The 19,689-nt window shown below is 64.6% G+C and carries 18 protein-coding genes; 7 read left to right on the top strand and 11 right to left on the bottom strand.

Annotation, left to right across the window (positions count from 1 at the left end; all coding sequences use genetic code 11):
* Window positions 1-34 precede the first annotated feature (34 nt).
* Both AC04MI_RS08280 and AC04MI_RS08275 read right to left on the bottom strand, forming a co-directional pair.
* Window positions 35-2,206 (bottom strand): 3-hydroxyacyl-CoA dehydrogenase NAD-binding domain-containing protein, encoded by a 2,172-nt coding sequence (locus AC04MI_RS08280; RefSeq protein ID WP_436078392.1) that lies wholly within the window; start codon window positions 2,204-2,206, stop codon window positions 35-37.
* Between the two features lie 22 nt (window positions 2,207-2,228).
* The gene (locus AC04MI_RS08275) at window positions 2,229-3,434 is read right to left on the bottom strand and encodes an acetyl-CoA C-acetyltransferase (protein ID WP_099731265.1); all 1,206 of its coding nucleotides are present in this window, start codon (window positions 3,432-3,434) and stop codon (window positions 2,229-2,231) included.
* Between the two features lie 145 nt (window positions 3,435-3,579).
* On the opposite strand from AC04MI_RS08275, the gene AC04MI_RS08270 reads away from it, so the two are divergent.
* Window positions 3,580-3,882: a hypothetical protein gene (locus AC04MI_RS08270; RefSeq protein WP_225581100.1), complete on the top strand. Its 303-nt coding sequence runs from the start codon at window positions 3,580-3,582 to the stop codon at window positions 3,880-3,882.
* A gap of 84 nt (window positions 3,883-3,966) precedes the next feature.
* Here AC04MI_RS08270 and AC04MI_RS08265 read toward each other — a convergent pair whose 3' ends face one another.
* The 7 genes from AC04MI_RS08265 to AC04MI_RS08235 form a co-directional block, all read right to left on the bottom strand.
* Window positions 3,967-5,130, bottom strand: coding sequence for an acyl-CoA dehydrogenase family protein (locus tag AC04MI_RS08265; RefSeq protein ID WP_476497578.1), 1,164 nt, complete (start codon window positions 5,128-5,130; stop codon window positions 3,967-3,969).
* A gap of 127 nt (window positions 5,131-5,257) precedes the next feature.
* Window positions 5,258-6,424, bottom strand: coding sequence for an ABC transporter substrate-binding protein (locus tag AC04MI_RS08260; protein ID WP_476497577.1), 1,167 nt, complete (start codon window positions 6,422-6,424; stop codon window positions 5,258-5,260).
* A gap of 119 nt (window positions 6,425-6,543) precedes the next feature.
* Window positions 6,544-8,400: an AMP-dependent synthetase/ligase gene (locus AC04MI_RS08255; protein WP_436078395.1), complete on the bottom strand. Its 1,857-nt coding sequence runs from the start codon at window positions 8,398-8,400 to the stop codon at window positions 6,544-6,546.
* Window positions 8,401-8,406: 6 nt separating this feature from the next.
* Complete coding sequence (locus tag AC04MI_RS08250; protein ID WP_476497576.1) at window positions 8,407-9,228, bottom strand: ABC transporter ATP-binding protein; 822 nt, start codon at window positions 9,226-9,228, stop codon at window positions 8,407-8,409.
* The gene (locus tag AC04MI_RS08245) at window positions 9,225-10,064 is read right to left on the bottom strand and encodes an ABC transporter ATP-binding protein (RefSeq protein ID WP_121507582.1); all 840 of its coding nucleotides are present in this window, start codon (window positions 10,062-10,064) and stop codon (window positions 9,225-9,227) included. The genes AC04MI_RS08250 and AC04MI_RS08245 overlap by 4 nt, the downstream gene beginning before the upstream one ends.
* Window positions 10,065-10,250: 186 nt before the next feature.
* Entirely contained in the window at window positions 10,251-11,327 is a 1,077-nt protein-coding gene (locus AC04MI_RS08240) for a branched-chain amino acid ABC transporter permease (protein ID WP_436078397.1), read from the bottom strand.
* Between the two features lie 3 nt (window positions 11,328-11,330).
* The gene (locus tag AC04MI_RS08235; protein ID WP_056059365.1) at window positions 11,331-12,206 is read right to left on the bottom strand and encodes a branched-chain amino acid ABC transporter permease; all 876 of its coding nucleotides are present in this window, start codon (window positions 12,204-12,206) and stop codon (window positions 11,331-11,333) included.
* A gap of 291 nt (window positions 12,207-12,497) precedes the next feature.
* On the opposite strand from AC04MI_RS08235, the gene AC04MI_RS08230 reads away from it, so the two are divergent.
* From AC04MI_RS08230 to AC04MI_RS08220, 3 genes are all read left to right on the top strand, one after another.
* Window positions 12,498-13,295 carry a crotonase/enoyl-CoA hydratase family protein gene (locus AC04MI_RS08230; protein ID WP_476497575.1) on the top strand — a complete coding sequence of 266 codons (798 nt, stop codon included), beginning with the start codon at window positions 12,498-12,500 and terminating at the stop codon, window positions 13,293-13,295.
* A 105-nt stretch (window positions 13,296-13,400) separates the two neighbouring features.
* Entirely contained in the window at window positions 13,401-13,886 is a 486-nt protein-coding gene (locus tag AC04MI_RS08225; RefSeq protein WP_476497574.1) for a thioesterase family protein, read from the top strand.
* Window positions 13,887-14,035: 149 nt separating this feature from the next.
* Entirely contained in the window at window positions 14,036-14,593 is a 558-nt protein-coding gene (locus tag AC04MI_RS08220) for a bactofilin family protein (RefSeq protein WP_476497573.1), read from the top strand.
* 60 nt (window positions 14,594-14,653) lie between these two features.
* On the opposite strand, the gene AC04MI_RS08215 is transcribed toward AC04MI_RS08220, so the two are convergent.
* The gene (locus AC04MI_RS08215; RefSeq protein ID WP_476497572.1) at window positions 14,654-15,076 is read right to left on the bottom strand and encodes an acyl-CoA thioesterase; all 423 of its coding nucleotides are present in this window, start codon (window positions 15,074-15,076) and stop codon (window positions 14,654-14,656) included.
* 128 nt (window positions 15,077-15,204) lie between these two features.
* Here AC04MI_RS08215 and AC04MI_RS08210 point away from each other — a divergent pair, with 128 nt between their 5' ends.
* The 3 genes from AC04MI_RS08210 to AC04MI_RS08200 all read left to right on the top strand — a co-directional run bounded on the left by AC04MI_RS08210 (window position 15,205) and on the right by AC04MI_RS08200 (window position 18,443).
* Complete coding sequence (locus AC04MI_RS08210) at window positions 15,205-17,061, top strand: ABCB family ABC transporter ATP-binding protein/permease (protein WP_436078399.1); 1,857 nt, start codon at window positions 15,205-15,207, stop codon at window positions 17,059-17,061.
* Between the two features lie 43 nt (window positions 17,062-17,104).
* A complete protein-coding gene (locus tag AC04MI_RS08205) occupies window positions 17,105-18,037 on the top strand; it encodes a 2-hydroxyacid dehydrogenase (protein ID WP_476497570.1) in 933 nt (310 codons plus the stop codon).
* 73 nt (window positions 18,038-18,110) lie between these two features.
* Window positions 18,111-18,443, top strand: a complete 333-nt coding sequence (locus AC04MI_RS08200; protein ID WP_108498499.1) for a nucleotide pyrophosphohydrolase — start codon at window positions 18,111-18,113, stop codon at window positions 18,441-18,443.
* Between the two features lie 177 nt (window positions 18,444-18,620).
* Here the strand turns inward: AC04MI_RS08200 and AC04MI_RS08195 are convergent, their stop codons facing one another.
* Window positions 18,621-19,658, bottom strand: coding sequence for a DctP family TRAP transporter solute-binding subunit (locus AC04MI_RS08195; protein ID WP_099731254.1), 1,038 nt, complete (start codon window positions 19,656-19,658; stop codon window positions 18,621-18,623).
* Window positions 19,659-19,689: the final 31 nt, after the last annotated feature.

Raw genomic sequence — 19,689 nt, 5'->3', positions numbered from 1 at the left:
CCTTTTGCTATCCGGTTTGACTGAACCATGACAGTCAATAGGTCGGCTGAAAAGCTCGAATGGCATCTCGGGCTTTCGCTTCCAGAACAAACCCTGCCCCGTACCCCGCCGCCAGTTCATCAACACGCTGAAGGAACGCCTCCACCCCAGTCCCATAAATGAACTGCATCGCCCCCCCCGTCCACGCCGGAAACCCAATCCCAAAAATCGACCCAATGTTCGCGTCATGCACGCTGGTCAGCACGCCCTCGGCCAGGCAGCGCGCGGTTTCGATGGCCTGGCGGTAGAGCAGGCGGTCCTGAATCTCCTGCACGCTCCACTCCACGCCGGGTTTTTCGAACAGCGTTTTCAACTCCGGCCACAGGTGCTTCTTGGCGCCTGCGGGATAGTCGTAAAAGCCGCAGCCACCCGCGCGACCGGGGCGCTTCAGCTCCTTGACCATGCGTTCCACCAGCAGCTCGCCGGGTGTGGCGGTGTAGGTCTTGCCTTCGGCCGCGTAGTCGGCGCGGGTCTGGTCCAGCACGTGCACGCTCAGGGTCAGCGCGGTTTCATCCAGCACGGAAAGCGGGCCCACGGGCAGGCCGGCCTGCATGGCGGCGTTTTCAATCGCGGCGGCGGGGATGCCTTCGCCCAGCATGGCGGCGCCTTCCATCACAAAGGTGCCAAAGGTGCGGCTGGTGTAGAAGCCACGTGAGTCGTTGACCACGATGGGCACCTTGCCCAGGGCCTGCACGTAGTCGAAGGCGCGGGCCACGGTTTCGTCATCCGTCTGTTTGCCGCGGATGATCTCCACCAGCTTCATCTTGTCCACGGGGCTGAAGAAGTGGATGCCGACAAACTTCTCGGGCCGGCTGCTGGCCGTGGCCAGGCCGCTGATGGGCAGGGTGGAGGTGTTGCTGGCAAAAAAGCCGCCGGGTGCCAATTGCGGCTCGGCCTCTTGCGTGACTTTAGCTTTCAGGTCGCGGCTTTCAAACACGGCTTCGATGATGAGGTCGCAGCCCGCCAGGTCGGCCGCGCTGGCGGTAGGCGTGATGCGGGCCAGCAGCGCCTGCTGCGCCTCGACCGTCATGCGGCCCTTGTCCACCCGGGCTTGCGTGAGCTTGGCGCTGTAGGCCTTGCCGGCCTCGGCCTTCTCGGTGCTCACATCCTTGAGCACGGTGGCGATGCCCCGGCTGGCCTGGGCCCAGGCGATGCCCGCACCCATCATGCCGGCGCCCAGGATGCCGACCTTTTGTGGCTTGTAGCGTGGGGCCGTGCCGGGGCGCGACTTGCCGCTCTTGATCGCGTTCATGTCGAAGAAGAACGTGTTGATCATGTTGCGCGCCACGGGGCCGGTCATCAGGCGGGCGAGGTAGCGGCTTTCGATGCGCAGGGCGGTGTCGTAGTCCACCATCGCGCCTTCGACCATGGCGGCCAGCGCTGCCTCGGGCGCGGGGTAGCGGCCGCGCGTGGTCTTCTTGAGCATGGCGGGCGCGACGGTGAGGGCGCCTGCAATCTTGGGGTTGGCGGGTGTGCCGCCGGGCATCTTGTAGTTCTTGTCGTCCCACGGCTGCACGGCGTGTGGGTGGGTGGCGATGTGGGCCAGGGCTGCGGGCAGCAGCTGTTCCCGCGTGGCCACCAGCTCGTGCACCAGTTGCAGCTCCAGCGCTTCGGAGGGGTTGAAGAGCTTGCCTTCCAGGATGTAGGGCTGCGCACCCATCAGGCCCAGCAGGCGCGTCATCTTGGTCACGCCGGTGGCGCCAGGCATCAGGCCCAGCGTCACCTCGGGCAGGCCGAACTGGATCTTGGGGTCGGCCACGGCGATGCGGTAGTGCGCGACCAGCGCCACTTCCCACCCGCCGCCCAGCGCCGCACCGTTGAGGCAGGCCACCACGGGGATGCCCAGCGTTTCGAGCGTGCGAAAGTGCTTCTTCATGCGCTCGATTTCGCCAAACACGTTGGGCGCATCGGCGGGCGTGAGGCGCATGGTGGCCTTGAGGTCGGCCCCGGCAAAGAAGCTGGTCTTGGCGGATGCCAGCACGATGCCTTTGAGCGCGGTGCCCAGGCGTTCGCGGTCGCCCAGCACCTGGGCCGTGACCTCGCCCAGCTCTTGCTGCCACTGGCGGCACATGGTGTTGACGGGGGAGTTGGTTTCGTCAAACGTGATGACGGCAACTTCGCCGTCGGTGCCCTGGGCGGGGATGAGTTCGTAGCGGATGGTTTGCATGATGTTCTTGTCTCCTGCCCGTTCAGATACGTTCAACGATGGTGGCAATGCCCATGCCGCCGCCCACGCACAGCGTGGCCAGGCCATAGCGCTGGCCCCTGCGGTGCAGCTCGTCAATCAGGGTGCCGAGGATCATGGCGCCCGTGGCGCCCAGCGGGTGGCCCATGGCGATGGCGCCGCCGTTCACGTTGACCTTGTCGTGCGGCACGCCCAGCTCGCGCATGAAGCGCATGGGCACGGCGGCGAAGGCCTCGTTCACTTCAAACAGGTCGATCTGGTCGATGGTCATGCCCGCGCGGGCCAGCGCCTTCTTGGCGGCGGGCACGGGGCCGGTGAGCATGATGGTGGGGTCGGCGCCGCTGAGCGCCGTGGCCACAATGCGCGCGCGGGGCGTGAGGCCGTGGGCCTTGGCGGCGGCCTCGTTGCCGATGAGCACGGCGGCTGCGCCGTCCACAATGCCCGACGAGTTGCCCGCGTGGTGCACGTGGTGGATGCGCTCCACCTGCGGGTAGCGCTGTAGCGCCACGGCATCAAAGCCCATGCCGCCCAGTTGCTCGAACGAGGCCTTGAGCGCGCCCAGGCCTTCCAGCGTGGTCTTGGGCTTGATGAATTCGTCTTCCGCCAGGATGGTCTGGCCGATGAAGTCGCGCACGGGCACGACCGAATTCTTGAAGTAGCCCGCTGCGCGCGCGGCGGTGGCGCGGCGTTGCGACTCGAGGGCGAAGGCGTCCACGTCGGCGCGGGTGTAGCCGTCCAGCGTGGCGATCAGGTCGGCGCCGATGCCCTGGGGCACGAACAGCGTGGCGGAGTTGGTGGCGGGGTCTTGCGCCCAGGCGCCACCGTCGGAGCCAATGGGCACGCGGCTCATGCTCTCCACGCCACCCGCCACCACCAGGTCCTCCCAGCCGCTGCGCACCTTTTGCGCGGCCAGGTTCACGGCTTCCAGGCCCGAGGCGCAGAAACGGTTGACCTGCACACCCGCGCAGCGAAAGTCCCACCCGGCCTTGAGCGCCGCGACCTTGGGCAGCACCGAGCCCTGTTCGCCCACGGGCGAGACGATGCCCATGACCACATCGTCCACCGCCGCCGTGTCAAAGCGGTGGCGCGCTTGCAGCTCGGTCAGCAGGCCTGCGAGCAGGTCGATGGGCTTGACCTCGTGCAGGGTGCCGTCCTTCTTGCCCTTGCCGCGCGGGGTGCGCAGCGCGTCGAATACATAGGCTTCGGTCATGAATGGTCTCCGGTGGTTTCTCTAAACTTCAAGCAGTGCGGCGGTAAAGCCGCTGGGCTGGCTCACGCCCCTACAAGGTGCTTTCTGACGCGGGTGCAGTGGTTTTTGCACTATCTTTCGGCGGTTGCTATCTACATTTCTGGCTATGGAACGAAATACATCCCCTGCATTGCAGCGCATCGCTCGCAGCGCCATCGAATACGACGACACGCGCGAAGGGTTTGCGCTGGAGCACCATGTCGTGCTGGCGGCATCCAGTGCGCTGGCGGTGGCGGCCTTCATGGCGCCCAGCCGCAGCTCGGCGGCCATTCGCGGCATTGGCGCAGGCTTGCTGCTGATGCGTGCGCTGAGTGGCAGCCAGGGTGTGCGCTCCTGGCTGAATGTCACCGACCGCCGCCCTGGTGCGCCGCTGAGCCCCGAAGAAGCCCGCGCCGCCTGGTATCTGTAGCGGCATTCGGCGCCCACTGGTACGTTGTGAAGGGCGTTGTGCAGGGCATCGTGCACTGCGTTATTCACGGTGCGGTGCATTTCGTTATTTGCCCAGGCCCATGGCCCGCGCAATCACTTCTTTCATGATCTCGTTGGTGCCGCCATAAATGCGCTGCACGCGTGCGTCGGCATAGGCGCGGGTGATGGGGTATTCCCACATGTAGCCATAGCCGCCAAACAGCTGAACGCATTCGTCCATCACCTTGCACTGAAGGTCGGTCGTCCAGTACTTGGCCATGCTGGCAGTTTCGGTATCGAGCTGATCGCGCACGATCAGCTCACAGCATTTGTCCACGAACACGCGGGCCACCTGCACCTGCGTTTGAAGCTCGGCCAGGGTGTGGCGGGTGTTCTGAAAGGACGCCACGCTCTGGCCAAAGACTTTGCGCTGCTTGACGTAGTCCACCGTCCAGTCGATGGCGGCCTGCGCGGCCGCCACGGCGGTGATGGCGATCTGCAGGCGCTCCCACGGTAGCTGCTCCATCAGGCAGATAAAGCCGCGCCCTTCCATGGCGGGGCCGCCCAGCAGGTTGTCAACCGGCACCTGCACGTCGTTGAAGAACAGCTCGGACGTGTCCTGCGCCTTCAKSCCSAKYTTCTTGAGSCGCTKGCCTTTTTCRAAGCCSGGCATGCCGCGYTCSACCARTAACAGGCTGGTGCCCTTGGCSCCSGCSGCCGGGTCGGTCTTGGCGACCACGATCACGAGGTCGGCATGCCAGCCGTTGGTGATGAAGGTCTTGCTGCCGTTCAGCACGTAGTGTGATCCGTCCGCACTTTTGATGGCCGTGGTCTTGATGCCTTGCAGGTCGCTGCCCGCAGCCGGCTCGCTCATGGCGATGGCACCCACCACGGCGCCGCTGGCCATCTGCGGCAGGTACTTCTGTTTCTGGGCTTCAGTGCCGTAGTGAAGGACGTACGGCGCCACGATCTCGCTGTGCAGACCAAAGCCGATACCAGTGGTGCCTGCACGCGCCAGCTCTTCCATCTGCGCCACCGAATACAGCTTGTCGGCCCCGGCGCCACCGTATTCCTCGGGCAGGCTCATGCACAGAAAACCGTTGGCACCCGCCTGGCTCCACACCTCGCGCGCCACATAGCCCTGGTCTTCCCAGGCGGCGTGGTGGGGCGTCACTTCCTTGTCGATGAAGCGGCGAAAGCTGTCGGCAAAGGCCTGGTGGTCGGGCTGGAAGAGGGTGCGTTCGATCATGGTGGGGCAACCAGGTTATTTATGCAAAGTTACTGCTTGGTTAAATTCTGCCACCGACTGAGCCCGGATGCACCCCCTGAAACGCAAAAGCCGCCCGAAGGCGGCTTGAAGGAGGCTGGTCAGGCGCTCATGGCTTGACGTAGTCGGACACCACCTTCCACTTGCCGTCGGTGATCTGCGACAGGCGCGAAAGATCGCTGCCCAGGCGTTTTTGTGGGCCAAAGGTGCCCTCGGCGCTGCCGAACATGTCGGGTGGAATCACCATGGTGTCCATGGCCTTGATGAAGCTGTCGGTSSTSAGGTTSGGGCCSGCCTTCTGSGCCGCCTTGATGAAGGCGTCGATGGCGTTGTAGCCGTAGACCGAGAACACGGTGGGGTCTTCGTTGAACTTGGTCTTGTACTTGTTGGCCCAGAAACGGATGGGCTGGCTGGCTTCATCCAGGTAGGGGTGTTGCACCGTCATGGTGGCGTACAGCCCATCCATGGGCTTGCCGCCCAGCTTGTGGATGAGATCGGTGTAGGCGGCGCTGGAGCCCAGGAAGGTGGGGTTGAAGCCGGTCTTGCGCGCCTCGCCAATCGTGCCGATGGTTTCGCGGATGATGGTGCCCAGGATCACGAAGTCGCATTCGGACGACTTCATCTTGGCGACCTGTGAAGAGAAGTCGGTGGCGCCGCGCTTGTACGAGGTCTTCTCGGTGAAGTCCATGCCCATGGACTTGAGTGCCGCCTCGCCCCCGCGCATCACCTCCAGGCCAAATTCATCGTCCTGGTAGATGGTGCAGATCTTCTTGGCGCCCTTTTCCTTGATGAGCTTGGGGGCTGCCAGGCGGATCTGGTCATAGTAAGTGGCGGCAAACGAATACTTGAGCTTGTGGAAGGGCTCGTACATTTCCCGCGCGGCCGTCACCGGGAAGAAGTTGATCACGTTCTTGCTGAACTGCACGGGCATGGCGGCCAGGTTTTGCGCCGTGCCGATGTGCGCCACCATCATGAAGATCTTGTCCTGGTTCACGAGCTTTTGCGCGGCCAGCACGGCTTTCTTGGGGTCGTAGCCCGAGTCTTCCACCTTCAGGTCCAGCTTGCGGCCATTGACGCCGCCTTGCTCGTTGGCCTCGTCCACGCGCAGCATCATGCCCAGCCGCACCTGCTTGCCAAAGCCCGCCAGCGGGCCGGACAGATCCTGGATGGAACCCAGCGTGATGGTGTCCTTGCTCACGCCCTGGCTGGGCTGCGCCTGTGCAGCACCTCCGGCCATGGCCACGAGGGCCAGCGCGGCAATGTGATGAAACTTCATGGCACGTCTCCTTTGGTTGGATCGAACTCGGTTGCTCGTTATAGAACGATGCCCGGGGTGGGGCACCAGCACTTTCCCTATCCTGATGGGCGTGGCCTGCGGTTGCGTGACGTGCGCACCTACCGGTACATCGCCTCAATCTGGGGGGCGTACTTCTGCTGCACCAGCTTGCGCTTTAGCTTCATGGTGGGTGTCAGCTCTTCGTCCTCGGCAGTGAGCTGTGTGTCGAGCAGGAAGAACTTCTTGATCTGCTCCACGCGGGCGAACTTGGCGTTCACGCGGTCGATTTCGCCCTGGATCAGCTCTTGCACCTCGCGCGTGCGGGTCAGGCTGGCGTAGTTGGAGAACGGCACGTCGTTGTCCTGTGCGTACTTTTCCACGTTCTCCTGGTCGATCATGATGATCACCGTGAGGTAGGGCAGCTTGTCGCCAATCACCACCGCGTCGGTGATGTAGGGGCTGAACTTGAGTTCGTTCTCCAGCTCGCTCGGCGTGATGTTCTTGCCGCCCGCCGTGATGATGATGTCCTTCATGCGGTCGGTGATGCGAAGGTAGCCATCGGCGTCGATCAGGCCCACATCCCCCGTGTGCAGCCAACCTTCGGGGTCGATGGTTTCGGCGGTTTTCTCGGGCTGGTTGAGGTAGCCCTTGAACACATTGGGGCCACGCACCAGGATTTCGCCCGTGGCGGGGTCGATGCGCACCTCGTTGTAGCTGGCCGCCGGGCCGATGGAGCCCGGTTTGATGCGGCTGGCCGGCACACCGGTGGAGGCGCCGCAGGTCTCGGTCATGCCCCACACCTCCAGCATGGGCACACCCAGCGCCAGGTACCACTTCACCAGATCGGGCGAAATGGGCGCTGCGCCCGTGACCAGAAAGCGCGCACGGTGGATGCCGATGAGCTTGCGCACATTGTTGAGCGCCAGAAAGCGCGCCAGCATGAACTGCGCCTTCAGCAACCCGCCCACCGGCTGTCCGGCCAGCACCCGATCTGCGATGCGTGTGCCCACGCCAATCGACCAGGCATAGGCCGCCTGCTGCATGCGTGTGGATTCCTTGAGTGCGATCATCACGCCCGAATAGAACTTCTCCCACACCCGGGGTACGGCGGTGAACACCGTGGGCGCGATCTCTCGCACGTTCTCGGGCACGGTGTCGGGGTTCTCGACAAAGTTCAGGCGCGCGCCGGTGTAGAGCGAGAAGTATTCGCCCCCCATGCGTTCGGCAATGTGGCACAGGGGCAGAAAACACATGGTCTCGTCGGCCTCACTGCGCGAGATCAGCGTGTTGTAGCCGCGCACGGTGTAGGTGAGCGCGGCGTGCGTGTGCATGGCACCCTTGGGTTTGCCGGTGGTGCCCGAGGTGTACACCAGGATGGCCAGGTCTTCGGGTCGGCAGGCCTTGACGCGCTGCATCAGCGCGTCGGGGTGTTGTGTATTCCAGGCCCTGCCCAGTTCGCGGAGGCCCGCCAGGCTCAGCACATCGGGGTCGTTCAGACTGCGCAGGCCTTCCATGTCGAACACCACCACCTTGCGCAGCAGGGGCAGGCTGCTGCGCACTTCCAGGGCCTTGTCGAGCTGTTCATCGTCTTCCACAAACAGGACGGTGGTGCGAGAGTCTTCGCTCAGGTAATGCACCTGCGCCGCCGCGTCAGTGGGGTAGATGCCATTGGCCACGCCGCCACAGCTCAGCACGGCCAGATCGGCCAGCACCCATTCGATGTTGGTGTTGGACAGGATGGATGCACATTCGCCGGGCGCAAAACCCAGCGACATCAGGCCGCCCGCAATCTCCCGCACGGCTTCGGCCGTCTGATCCCAGGTCCAGCTCTTCCAGATGCCCAGCTCCTTCTGGCGCATCCACACGCGCGGGCCGCGCTCGGCCACAGCGTTCCAGAACATGGCGGCGATGGTGTCGCCCGCGAGCACGTCGGTGCCTGCGGGCTGGATGTGATCGAGGTCCCAGAGGTTAGACATTTGCGCTTATCTCCAGGTCTTCTTTTTCTTCCAGCGCCGCTCTCCGCGCACGCCGACATCTTTCATCCCAAGGTAGAACTCCTTGATGTCGTCCTTCTCGCGCAGGCGCTCGCAGCTGTCTTCCATCACGATGCGGCCGTTCTCCAGCACGTAGCCGTAGTCCGATGCGTTGAGCGCCATGTTGGCGTTCTGCTCCACCAGCAGGATGGTGGTGCCGCGYTCACGGTTGATGCGCACSACGATCTCGAAGATCTCCTTSGTSAGCTTGGGGSWSAGGCCSAGGCTGGGYTCGTCSAGCAGGATGAGTTCGGGGTTGGCCATGAGCGCACGCGAGATCGCCAGCATCTGCTGCTGCCCTCCCGACAGCAGGCCCGCGTCCTGCGCGGCGCGCTCCTTCAGGATGGGGAAGTAGCCGAAAACGGTTTCGATGTCGCGCGCCACTGCGTCCTTGTCGGCGCGCGTATAGGCKCCCATCAGCAGGTTGTCSYKCACCGASAGCAGCGGGAACACCTCGCGSCCYTCGGGCACGTGCATCAGGCCCCGGCGCACGATGGCCGCCGGGTCGTTGGCAGTGATGTCGGCGCCCTGGAATTCGATGGAGCCCTTGCGCGGGTCGATGATGCCGCTGATGGTCTTGAGGATGGTGGTCTTGCCCGCGCCGTTGCTGCCCAGCACGGCGGCGATCTCGCCGCGCCGCACCTGCAGGCTCACGCCGCGGATGGCCTTGATSGGGCCGTAGGCACTCTCCACGTTCTGCAGGCGCAGCAAGGGTTGGTCAGCAGCAGCTGCTGCTGCGGATGTGTTGACGGCGGCAAGTACGGCGTTCATGCCCGAACCCCCATTTTTGAACCCGCCGGACGCCGCAGGTTGCTCACGTCGTCGATGGTGCCCAGGTACGCCTCGATCACGCCGGGGTGCGATTGCACCTCGCGCGGCGTGCCCATTGCCACCACCTCGCCCTGGTTCATGGCCAGCACGCGGTCGGATACCTTGGAGACCAGCGACATGTCGTGCTCCACCATCAGCACGGTGATGCCCAGCTCGTGCTGGATGTCCTGTATCCAGAAGGCCATGTCGTCAGTCTCCTCCACGTTCAGGCCCGACGAGGGCTCGTCGAGCAGCAGCAGCTGCGGCTCGGTGCACAGCGCGCGGGCCAGCTCCACCACCTTGCGCACGCCGTAGGGCAGGCCGGCGACCATGGTGTCGCGGTAGTGCTGCAAGTCGAGAAAATCGATGACCTGCTCGGCCTTCTCCCGGGCCTGAATTTCCCCTTCGCGCACCTTGCGCGTGAAGAACATCTCGGCCCACAGGCTGCTGTGCTGTCGGGTGTGGCGGCCGATCAGTAGGTTGTGCAGCACACTCGCGTGCTCGAAGAGTTCGATGTTCTGGAAGGTGCGTGCAATGCCCAGGCCTGCCACCTTGTGCGGCGGCTGGTCGGTCAGTGGCAGCAGGGCCCCGCCCGGGCCCGCATAGGCGATGGTGCCGGTGGTGGGCGTATAGATGCGGCTGATCAGGTTGAACACCGTCGTCTTGCCSGCGCCGTTGGGGCCGATGAGGGTGAACACCTCTCCACGGCGCACGTCAAAGCTCACGTTGTTGACCGCGAGCACGCCGCCAAAGCGCACGCTGAGGTTCTGGGCGCTGAGCAGGATTTCGTCAGTCATGGGTACAGCAATTGGGGTCATTTCACAGGTCCAGTGTGCTGAATGCCGTCCACAGCCTTTGCGACTGGCGTGACCGAGGCCAGTGCCCCCGCGCAAGGGCCGCCCCGCCGCGCTGGGGGCGTTCCCCTCCCGAATCGCGCAGCGAATCGAGAGAGGGGGAAGGCGCGAAGCGACTCAGGGGGTGCTTCATTTCAAGCGATCTGATTTCTGGAACGACTTCTGCCGCTTGAACAGGCCCTTGCGGTAGAACGGGAACATCTGCAGCCAGGTGCGCACCTTGAGCCAGCGGCCATACAGCCCCATGGGCTCGAACAGCACAAAGGCGATCAGCACCGCGCCATAGACCACTGACTGCAGGCCAGGTGACTGACCGATGGAGTCTGGCAACCAGTCCTTGCCCAGGGATATGAGCTGTGGCATCGAGATCAGGAAGATCGCACCCAGGAACGCGCCATGCACTGAGCCCAGCCCACCGATCACGATCATGAGCAGCAGGTCGATGGACTGCAGGATGTTGAACTGGTCGGGCGAGATGAACTGCAGCTTGTGCGCGTACAACGCACCGCCGACGCCTGCCAGTGCGGCCGATATGGAGAACGATAGCGTCTTGTAGCGGGCCAGGTGGATGCCCATGCTCTGTGCGGAGATCTCTGAATCACGGATGGCGACAAACGCGCGGCCCGTGGGCGAGCGCAGCAGGTTCAGGATGGCCAGCGTGCTGACCACCGCAATCACGAGGCACAGAAAGTAGAACGACTCCGTGGTCTCGAACGAGTAGCCCGCGATTTGTGGCGGTACCAGGTGCTTGCCGGAGTTGCCGCCGGTCACCGACTCCCAGCGCGCAAACACTTCTTCCACAATGAACCCGAACGACAGCGTGGCCATGCCCAGGTAGATGCCCTTGACGCGCAATGCGGGCAGCCCTACCACCACGCCCACAGCGGCCGACAGCCCCGCCGCGCAGGCCAGCGACAGCGCAAACGGCCAGCCCATGCCCGTGAGCACAGCTTGCGTATACGCCCCCACGCCCAGAAACGCGGCATGCCCCAGCGAGAACAAGCCGGTGAAGCCCGCCAGCAGCATGAGCCCCAGGCCCACGATGGCGTAGATCAGCACAAAGGTGAGCTGCGCCAGCCAGTACTCCGGCGCCACCCAGGGCGCGGCGACCAGCGCCAGGCACAGCAGGCTGTACCAGAACACATGCCCGCCATGCTTGGCGAGGCGAATGTCTTGCTCGTACGAGGTCTTGAAGAGAAAGCGCATGGGTCAGACTTTCTTTCTCAGCTTCTCGCCGAACAGTCCGTTGGGTTTGACCATCAGCATGATCAGCACCACGATGTACGCGGCCGTGTCCTTGAACCCATCGGGCAGATAGAAGCCCGAGAGCGATTCGACGATGCCGATCACCAGTCCGCCGACGATGGCGCCCGGCAGGCTGCCAAATCCGCCCACCACAGCGGCCGGAAATGCCTTGAGGCCGATCAGCCCCATGTTGGCGTGCACGAAGGTAATGGGCGCCAGCAGCAGGCCTGCCACCGCCGCCACAGCGGCGGCCAGGCCCCAGGCCAGGCCATTGAGCCGCTGCACCGGAATGCCCATGTAGTAGGCGGCCAGCTGGTTCTGCGACGACGCCTGCATGGCGATGCCCAGCTTGCTGTAGCGGAACATGGCAAACAGCAGCACACACAACACGCCTGTGGCGCCGATCACCACCAGTTGCTCGGCGTTGAGCACCAGCGCACCGAGGCGAAACGACAGGTCCTTGTAGGGCACGGGCAGTGTGTGCGTCTCGGTGCCGATGTTGGGGATCATGGTCACCAGCCCACGCAGCACGTAGCCGATGCCGATGGTGAGCATGACAATGGAGAAGGCGGGCTGGCCCAGGATGGGCCGGATCACGGCGCGCTCCAGCACCACGCCAAAGCAGCCCATGGCCAGGATGCTGGCGAGCACGGCCACCCAGAAGGGAAAGCCCAGCACCGTCATGAGTGCCAGCCCGCAGAAGGCGCCGAGCATCATGAGTTCGCCCTGGGCGAAGCTCACGGTCTCCGTGGCCTTGTAGATGAGCACGAAGCCCAGCGCGATCAGGCCGTAGATGCACCCCTGGGAGACACCGCTGATCAACAGTTGCACAAATTGCACACTGGCTCTCCAGAATAAGTGATACGCAAAGCGGGTAAGAGCGGGGCGTATGCCTTGTGGGCATGTGCCAGGTGCATCGTTGCTTGCGCAGGTCCTGCAGATTATTTTTACAAAGCGATTGCTTTGCATAAATAATGGTGCACGCGTGCTGTGCATACCGCACTCGGGGCTAACCCTGATGGGGTGGGCGAGCGGGTAGCGGCGGATATTGACGCAGCGCTGCACCCTGCGCAATAGGAGTAACGTCGGGTGGGTGAACAGGTTCTGAGCACCGGACCACAGGAGAGCCGCATGTCCGTAGAGGTTGAAACGCAAGGCGGTGTCACGCTGGTGACATTGCGCCGGCCTGCTGTGCGCAACGCGGTGGATGCCGACACCGCCCGCGCACTGCATGCGGCCTTTCTGGCCTTTGAGCACGATGAAAGCGCCAATGTGGYGGTGTTCCAGGGCGCTGGCGGGCATTTTTGTGCGGGCTGGGATCTGCAGTCGGGCGCGCGTCTGCTGGCCGCCGGCGTCACGCCCGAGGCGCTCGCCGAGACGCTGGACTTCACGGCCGATGCGGTCCACCCACCTGGGCCCATGGGGCCGAGTCGCCTGCATCTGTCCAAGCCGGTGATTGCGGCGATCGAAGGCGCCGCTGTGGCCGGCGGCATGGAGCTGGCACTGTGGTGCGACCTGCGCGTGATGGCGGAGGACGCTTACATGGGCGTGTTCTGCCGCCGTTTTGGCGTGCCGCTGATCGATGGCGGCACCGTGCGCCTGCCGCGCCTTGTCGGGCTGTCGCACGCGCTCGACCTGATCCTGACCGGGCGCAAGGTGGAATCTGCCGAAGCCCTGCGCATGGGGCTATGCAACCGCGTGGTGCCTGCCGGGCAGGCGCTGGAGGCAGCCCTGGCCCTGGCACATCAGTTGGCCGCCTTCCCGCAGGCCACCCTGCGTGCAGACCGCGCCAGCGCGCTGGCCGCCGAGGGCTTGCCTTTGCAGCAGGCCTTGCTGCAGGAGTGGGCGGGTGGCCGCGAATGCCTGGCCGACGCGCTGCGTGGCGCCTCGCGGTTTGCGGCTGGGCAGGGACGCCACGGCCAGTTTTAAGTCAAAATGCCTCCAGGTGCTGGTGTATCAAGCGCCAGCAGCTATAAAAACAGGAGTCATCGGACCGGTGGGCGCAGCGCGCTGCAGGTCCGCACTCAGCACACCATGAGCAAAACCATTTCCCCCCAGCCACAGGCTTTAGAGCCCGAGTTCATCGCCGGGCTTAAGTCCATCTTTGAAGAAAAGATCGTGTTCAACCAGGTCCTGGGGCTCAAGGTCACCGCCCTGGCGCCTGACGGCGTGGTGGGACGCATCGACATGAAGCCCGACTTGGTGGGTCACTACGCCTACAACCGCATCCACGGTGGCGTGATCAGTGCGGGGCTCGACGCCATGGGCGGCCTGGCCGTGATGGCTGCGATTGGCGCCAAGCACCTGGACGAGCCGCCCGAGCAGCGCCTGCACCGCTTTGCCAAGCTGGGCACCATCGACCTGCGCATCGACTACCTGCGCCCGGGCATTGGCAGCCACTTTGAGCTGCGCGCGCAGGTGTTGCGACTGGGATCGCGTGTCGCCACGACACGCATGGAGTTTCTGGGGCCGGACGGGCAGATCATGTCGGCGGGGGCTGCGGCGTACATCGTTTCTTGATCGGGCGTGCTGCCGTGCGCGGGATGTGTGATCCCGCAAGCCTTGCAAGCGCATGCTACGAGAGAACCGTTTGGTTACCGTTCTTGCGTAACGAAGGCATCTTTCCAGGGGCACGAAACCTACGATGACTCTCTTTTCAAGGAGATCTGATGGCCGTGCAAAACCCTTTCTTTGGCAAGCGTGAACCCGAGTCGTTCCAACCCCGCAGCAGCACCACCTCAGGCTCCGTATTGGGCGGCACGGCGGCCAGCAGCGCCGCACCTGCGCAGCCGGTGCCTGCTCCGGCTGCCCCCAAGTCGGCCAGTGCCAGCGACAGCTCGGGCAGCAAGCTCACSGTSGGCCCSAACATCAAGCTCAAGGGCGTSGAGATCACCGAYTGCGACACGCTCGTGGTCGAAGGCMYGGTCGAGGCSACSATGGAYTCGCGCSTGATSCAGATCTCGGAGCACGGCGCCTTCAAGGGCTCGGCTGAGATCGACATTGCCGAGATCCACGGCGAGTTCAACGGCACACTCACCGTGCGGCAAAAGCTGGTGATCTACAGCACCGGCAAGGTCAACGGCAAGATCCGCTACGGCAAACTGGTGGTGGAAGAGGGTGGACAGCTGGCGGGAGAGATCGAGGCCGGTTTTTCCGCATCGTCGTCCAGCAGCACACAGCGGGCAGCAGCCCCCTTGAGGGCTGAGCCAGCCGCGCTGGCAGCCTAATCTGCACTCACAGCCGCGCCCCGATAGGCGCGGGCAGTCTGTTCGATTCCGTTCGGTGGCTCACGCAGGCGCGTTGTGCTTGGGCACCGGGCGCGGCCTGCCCTGGTGGTCGATGGCCACATAGGTCAGGCGCGCCTCCGTCACTTTCACATACTGCCCCTGGGCAGAAAAACGCTCGGCATACACCTCCACCTCCACGGTGACCGAGGTGTTGCCCACGCGCGTGATGGCCGAGAAGAACGASAGGATRTCGCCCASSCGCACSGGCTGCTTGAAGATGAATTCRTTGACCGCCACCGTGGCCWTGCGGCCCTGGATGTAGCGCGCGGGCAGCACGGAGCCCGCCAGGTCGACCTGCGCCATCACCCATCCGCCAAAGATGTCGCCATTGCCGTTGGTGTCGGCGGGCATGGGGATGACCTTGAGCACCAGCTCCTTGTCGGTGGGCAATGCGGCGGGTGGTGGGCTGAAAACGGCAGACATGGGCACAATCTCGGTTGGGGCTGAGCCAATCCTTGGGGAAACCGGTGGTTTCACAAGGCCTCGCGCCCTGAAAAAAGCCACCTGGGCATCAGCCAGGTCGGTAAAAACAACAACCGGAATTGTCCCCCATGCGCCACCACGGCGAAACCTCCCCCCCTGCCGCCGCCAGCGCGCCCGGTGCCACCGCCAGTGGCACGGCCGCCAGTCCCGCACCGGTCCAGTCGGACTGGGTCACCCTGCACCGATTGCTGCCCTACCTGTGGCAATACAAATGGCGCGTGATAGCCGCCATCGTCTTCATGGTGGGCGCCAAGTTCGCCAACGTGGGCGTGCCCATCCTGCTCAAGACGCTGGTCGATGCCATGAGCCTGAAGCCGGGCGACCCCGCCGCGCTGCTGGTGGTGCCGGTGGGGCTGCTGGTGGCCTACGGCGCGCTGCGGCTGTCCACCTCGCTGTTCACCGAGCTGCGCGAGCTGGTGTTTGCCAAGGCCACGCAGGGCGCGGCGCGCTCGATTGCGCTGCAGACCTTTGAGCACCTGCACGCCCTGAGCCTGCGGTTTCACCTGGAGCGGCAGACGGGTGGCATGACGCGTGACATCGAGCGCGGTGTGCGCGGCATCGAGTCGCTGATCTCGTTCACGCTGTTCAACGTGGTCGCCACTCTGGTCGAGGTGGTGCTGGTGCTGTCGGTGCTGGCCATCAAGTTCGACGCCTGGTTCGCGTGGATCACGCTGGCGGCGCTGGCGCTTTACATCCTCTTCACGGTGCTGGTGACCGAGTGGCGCACCCAGTTCCGCCGCGAGGCCAACGAGTTCGACTCGGCCGCGCATTCCAAGGCCGTGGATTCGCTGCTCAACTACGAGACGGTGAAGTATTTCAACAACGAAGGCTTCGAGGCCCGCCGCTACGACGAAAGCCTGGAGCGCCTGCGCCGTGCGCGGCTGAAAAGCCAGACCACGCTGTCCCTGCTCAACACCGGCCAGCAGCTCATCATTGCCGTGGGCCTGGTGGCCATGCTCTGGCGCGCCACGCAGGGCGTGGTCGATGGCCGCATGACCCTGGGTGACCTGGTCATGGTCAATGCCTTCATGATCCAGCTGTACATACCGCTCAATTTTTTGGGCGTGATCTACCGCGAGATCAAGCAGAGCCTCACCGACCTGGACAAGATGTTCACGCTGATGGACAAGGAGCGCGAGGTGGCCGACGCCCCTGGCGCCCAGCCGCTGGCTGGGCTGGACCAGCCCACCGTGCGTTTCGAGGACGTGGTGTTTGCCTATGACGCCAAGGGCGGGCGCACCATCCTGCAAGGCATCAGCTTCGAGATCCCGGCGGGCAAGACGGTGGCGGTGGTGGGGCCCTCGGGCTCGGGCAAGAGCACGCTGGCGCGGCTGCTGTTCCGCTTCTACGACATCCAGCAGGGGCGCATCACCATTGCGGGGCAGGAGATCCGCAGCGTGACGCAGGGCAGCGTGCGCCAGGCGATTGGCATCGTGCCGCAAGACACCGTGCTGTTCAACGACACCGTGGCCTACAACATCGCCTACGGCCGCCCTGGCGCCACGCAGGACGAGATCGAATCCGCCGCCCGCGCCGCGCGCATCCACGACTTCATCGCCAGCACACCCAAGGGCTACGCCACCATGGTCGGCGAGCGGGGGCTCAAGCTTTCGGGCGGTGAAAAGCAGCGCGTGGCGATTGCCCGCACCTTGCTCAAGAACCCGCCCCTCCTGATCTTTGACGAGGCCACCAGCGCGCTGGACTCCGCCAACGAGCGCGCCATCCAGGCCGAGCTGCAGGGCGTGGCGCAGAACAAGACCACGCTGGTGATTGCCCACCGCCTGTCCACGGTGGTGGACGCGCACGAGATCCTGGTCATGGACGCGGGCCGCATCATCGAGCGCGGCACGCACGCGCAGCTGCTGGCCCTCGGCGGCCGCTACGCCAGCATGTGGTCGCTCCAGCAAAGCGATGCTGCCGCCTGAGCGGCATCTCTCTCTCTTTTATTTGTTTCGCGATTTGTAATCCATGAAGCCCGTCCTTCTTGCCCTCATGTTTTTGTCTGAAGAGCACATCGCGCAGATGGCCCAGACCTTTGAAGTGATCTACGCCCCCGATGCACCGCAGGCCGCCACCGCCATCGCGCAGCACGGCAGCCGCGTGCGTGTGGTGCTCACCATCGGTGCGGTGGGCCTGAGCCCGGCGCAGATCGATGCGCTGCCCTCGCTCACACTCATCTGCGCGCTGGGCGCAGGCTACGAGAACGTGGCGGTGGCCCATGCCAAGGCGCGCGGCATTGTGGTGGCCACCGGTGCAGGCACCAACGACGACTGCGTGGCCGACCACACCTGGGGCCTGCTGATCGCGGCGCAGCGCCGCATCCTGCCGCTGGACAAGGCCACCCGCGCCGGCATCTGGCGCACGGCCTTGCCGCTGCCGCCCAACGTGTCGCACAAGCGGCTGGGCATCATCGGCCTGGGCACCATCGGCAAGAAGATTGCCCAGCGCGCGCTGGGCTTCGAGATCGAGGTGGGCTACCACAACCGCAGTGCACGCACCGATGTGCCTTACCGCTACTTTGCCGATGTCACCGCGCTGGCCGAATGGGCGGACTTCCTCGTGGTCGCCACGCCGGGCGGTGCGGGCACCAGGCACCTGGTCAACGCAGACGTGCTGAAGGCGCTCGGCGCGCGGGGCGTGGTGGTCAACATCGCACGCGGCAGTGTGATCGACACCACCGCCCTGGCCGCAGCGCTGCGCGACGGCCGCATTGCCGCCGCAGGGCTGGATGTGTACGAGAGCGAGCCCGCCTCTCCGGCCGAGCTGCTGGACCTGGACAACGTGGTACTCACGCCCCATGTGGCAGGCTGGTCGCCCGAAGCCGTGCAGGCCTCGGTGGACCGGTTCATGGAGAACGCCCGGCGCCATCTGGCAGGTGAGGCGCCGGTCACGCCGGTGTGACCGGTTTGGGGTTGTACAGGTCGATAGCGCTAGTGGAATATGCGCTGTTAGCTATTGAATCAGGAGCAATGGAATGTCTGTCGATCTGACGGCGCTGCAGACCCGGTTGCGCGCGTTTGCGGCGGAGCGGCAGTGGCAGCCGTTCCACACCCCCAAGAACCTGGCGATGGCGCTGATGGTCGAGGCGGCCGAGCTGGCCGAGATCTTCCAGTGGATGACGCCGGAACAGTCGCTCGCCGTGCGTGAGGACCCGGCGCTGAAGGAGCCCATTGCCGATGAGGTGGCCGACGTGCTGCTGTACCTGCTGCAGCTCGCGGACCATGCGGGCGTGGACCTGGCGGAGGCCGTGGAGCACAAGCTGCGCAAAAACGCGGTCAAGCACCCAGTTCCTGATGGTTTGAAGTGAAAGTGGCTGGTAGCGCTAGTGCAATATGCCTTTGATGCTATCAAATAAATAGTGAAATCGCGGGCGCGTCCCCAGCTGTCGCTTTCGCGCACGCCCAGCAAAAAGCCCCGCCATGGCGGGGCTTTGGCAAACACCGGGCGATTGCTCGCACCGGTGACGGACGGGCCCACTCAAGGGTCACTTCTTGCGTGCAGCAATGGCCTTCTCGGCAGAGCCCACGAGGTCGGCGCCGATCTGGCCCTTCCACTTTTCGTACACGGGGCGCGTGGCCTTCACGAACGCGTCGCGCTCGGCGGCGGACAGCTGCGTGACGGTCACGCCGTTGGCGGCGATTTCCTTGAGCAGGGGCTTGTCGGCCTCGACCATGCCCTTGCGGGCGATGGCGATTTCTTCCTTGCCAGCGTCGATGGCGGCCTGCTTCACGATCTCTCGGTCCGCAGGGGTCCACGAAGCCCAGATGTCCTTGTTCACCACGAACACCAGCGGGTCGTTCACGTAGCCCCACATGGTGATGTGCTTCTGCGCCACGGTATGCAGCTTGGCGGCCTGGTACACGGCGATGGGGTTCTCCTGGCCGTCCACCGCGCCGCTGGCAAAGGCGGGCTGTGCGTCGGCCCAGCTCATTTGTGTGGGGTTGGCGCCCAGCGCGGTGAAGGTGTCCAGGAACAGGGGCGAGCCCACCACACGGATCTTCAGCCCCTTGAGGTCGGCGGGGCTCTTGATGGCCAGCTTGGAGTTGGAGATTTCGCGGTAGCCGTTCTCACCCCAGGCGAGCGGCACGACACCTGCCTTCTCCAGCGTGGTGAAGATCTGCTTGCCCACGTCGCCTTGCGTCACTGCATCGACCGCAGCGTAGTCGGGGAACAGGAAGGGCAGCGAGAAAAGGTTGAGCTGCTTGACCTGGGGCGACCAGTTGATGGTGGAGCCCACGGCCATGTCGATCACGCCCTGGCGCAGGGCACTGAACTCGCGCGTCTGGTCGCCCTGGATCAGCGACACGCCGGGGTAGAGCTTGATGTTGATGCGGCCCTGGGTGCGCTCGCGCACCTTGTTGGCCCACAGCTCGCCGCCCTTGCCCCAGGGAAAGGCCGTGCCCAGCACCAGCGACATGCGGTACTCGCTCTTGTACGCGGTCTGCGCGATGGCGGCAGGGGCGGTGAACGCCAGGGCGGCGGCAGCGGCCACGGCGGAAGTGAGGAAGGTGCGCAGTTTCATTGTTTCAGTCTCCTGGTTAGAAATTCGTCGG

The organism is Acidovorax sp. LjRoot204, assembly GCF_056175785.1.
The sequence above is the reverse complement of the archived record's forward strand: the minus strand, read 5'-3'. Positions and strand labels throughout refer to the sequence as shown.

What these genes read in the sequence shown, in the direction of transcription:
- AC04MI_RS08205 (WP_476497570.1), top strand. Translation starts at nt 17,105, where the DNA reads ATGAAGCCCGTCCTTCTTGCCCTCATGTTTTTGTCTGAAGAGCACATC.
- AC04MI_RS08225 (WP_476497574.1), top strand. Translation starts at nt 13,401, where the DNA reads ATGAGCAAAACCATTTCCCCCCAGCCACAGGCTTTAGAGCCCGAGTTC.
- AC04MI_RS08200 (WP_108498499.1), top strand. Translation starts at nt 18,111, where the DNA reads ATGTCTGTCGATCTGACGGCGCTGCAGACCCGGTTGCGCGCGTTTGCG.
- AC04MI_RS08270 (WP_225581100.1), top strand. Translation starts at nt 3,580, where the DNA reads ATGGAACGAAATACATCCCCTGCATTGCAGCGCATCGCTCGCAGCGCC.
- AC04MI_RS08210 (WP_436078399.1), top strand. Translation starts at nt 15,205, where the DNA reads ATGCGCCACCACGGCGAAACCTCCCCCCCTGCCGCCGCCAGCGCGCCC.
- AC04MI_RS08280 (WP_436078392.1), bottom strand. Translation starts at nt 2,206, where the DNA reads ATGCAAACCATCCGCTACGAACTCATCCCCGCCCAGGGCACCGACGGC.
- AC04MI_RS08240 (WP_436078397.1), bottom strand. Translation starts at nt 11,327, where the DNA reads ATGCGCTTTCTCTTCAAGACCTCGTACGAGCAAGACATTCGCCTCGCC.
- AC04MI_RS08255 (WP_436078395.1), bottom strand. Translation starts at nt 8,400, where the DNA reads ATGTCTAACCTCTGGGACCTCGATCACATCCAGCCCGCAGGCACCGAC.
- AC04MI_RS08275 (WP_099731265.1), bottom strand. Translation starts at nt 3,434, where the DNA reads ATGACCGAAGCCTATGTATTCGACGCGCTGCGCACCCCGCGCGGCAAG.
- AC04MI_RS08195 (WP_099731254.1), bottom strand. Translation starts at nt 19,658, where the DNA reads ATGAAACTGCGCACCTTCCTCACTTCCGCCGTGGCCGCTGCCGCCGCC.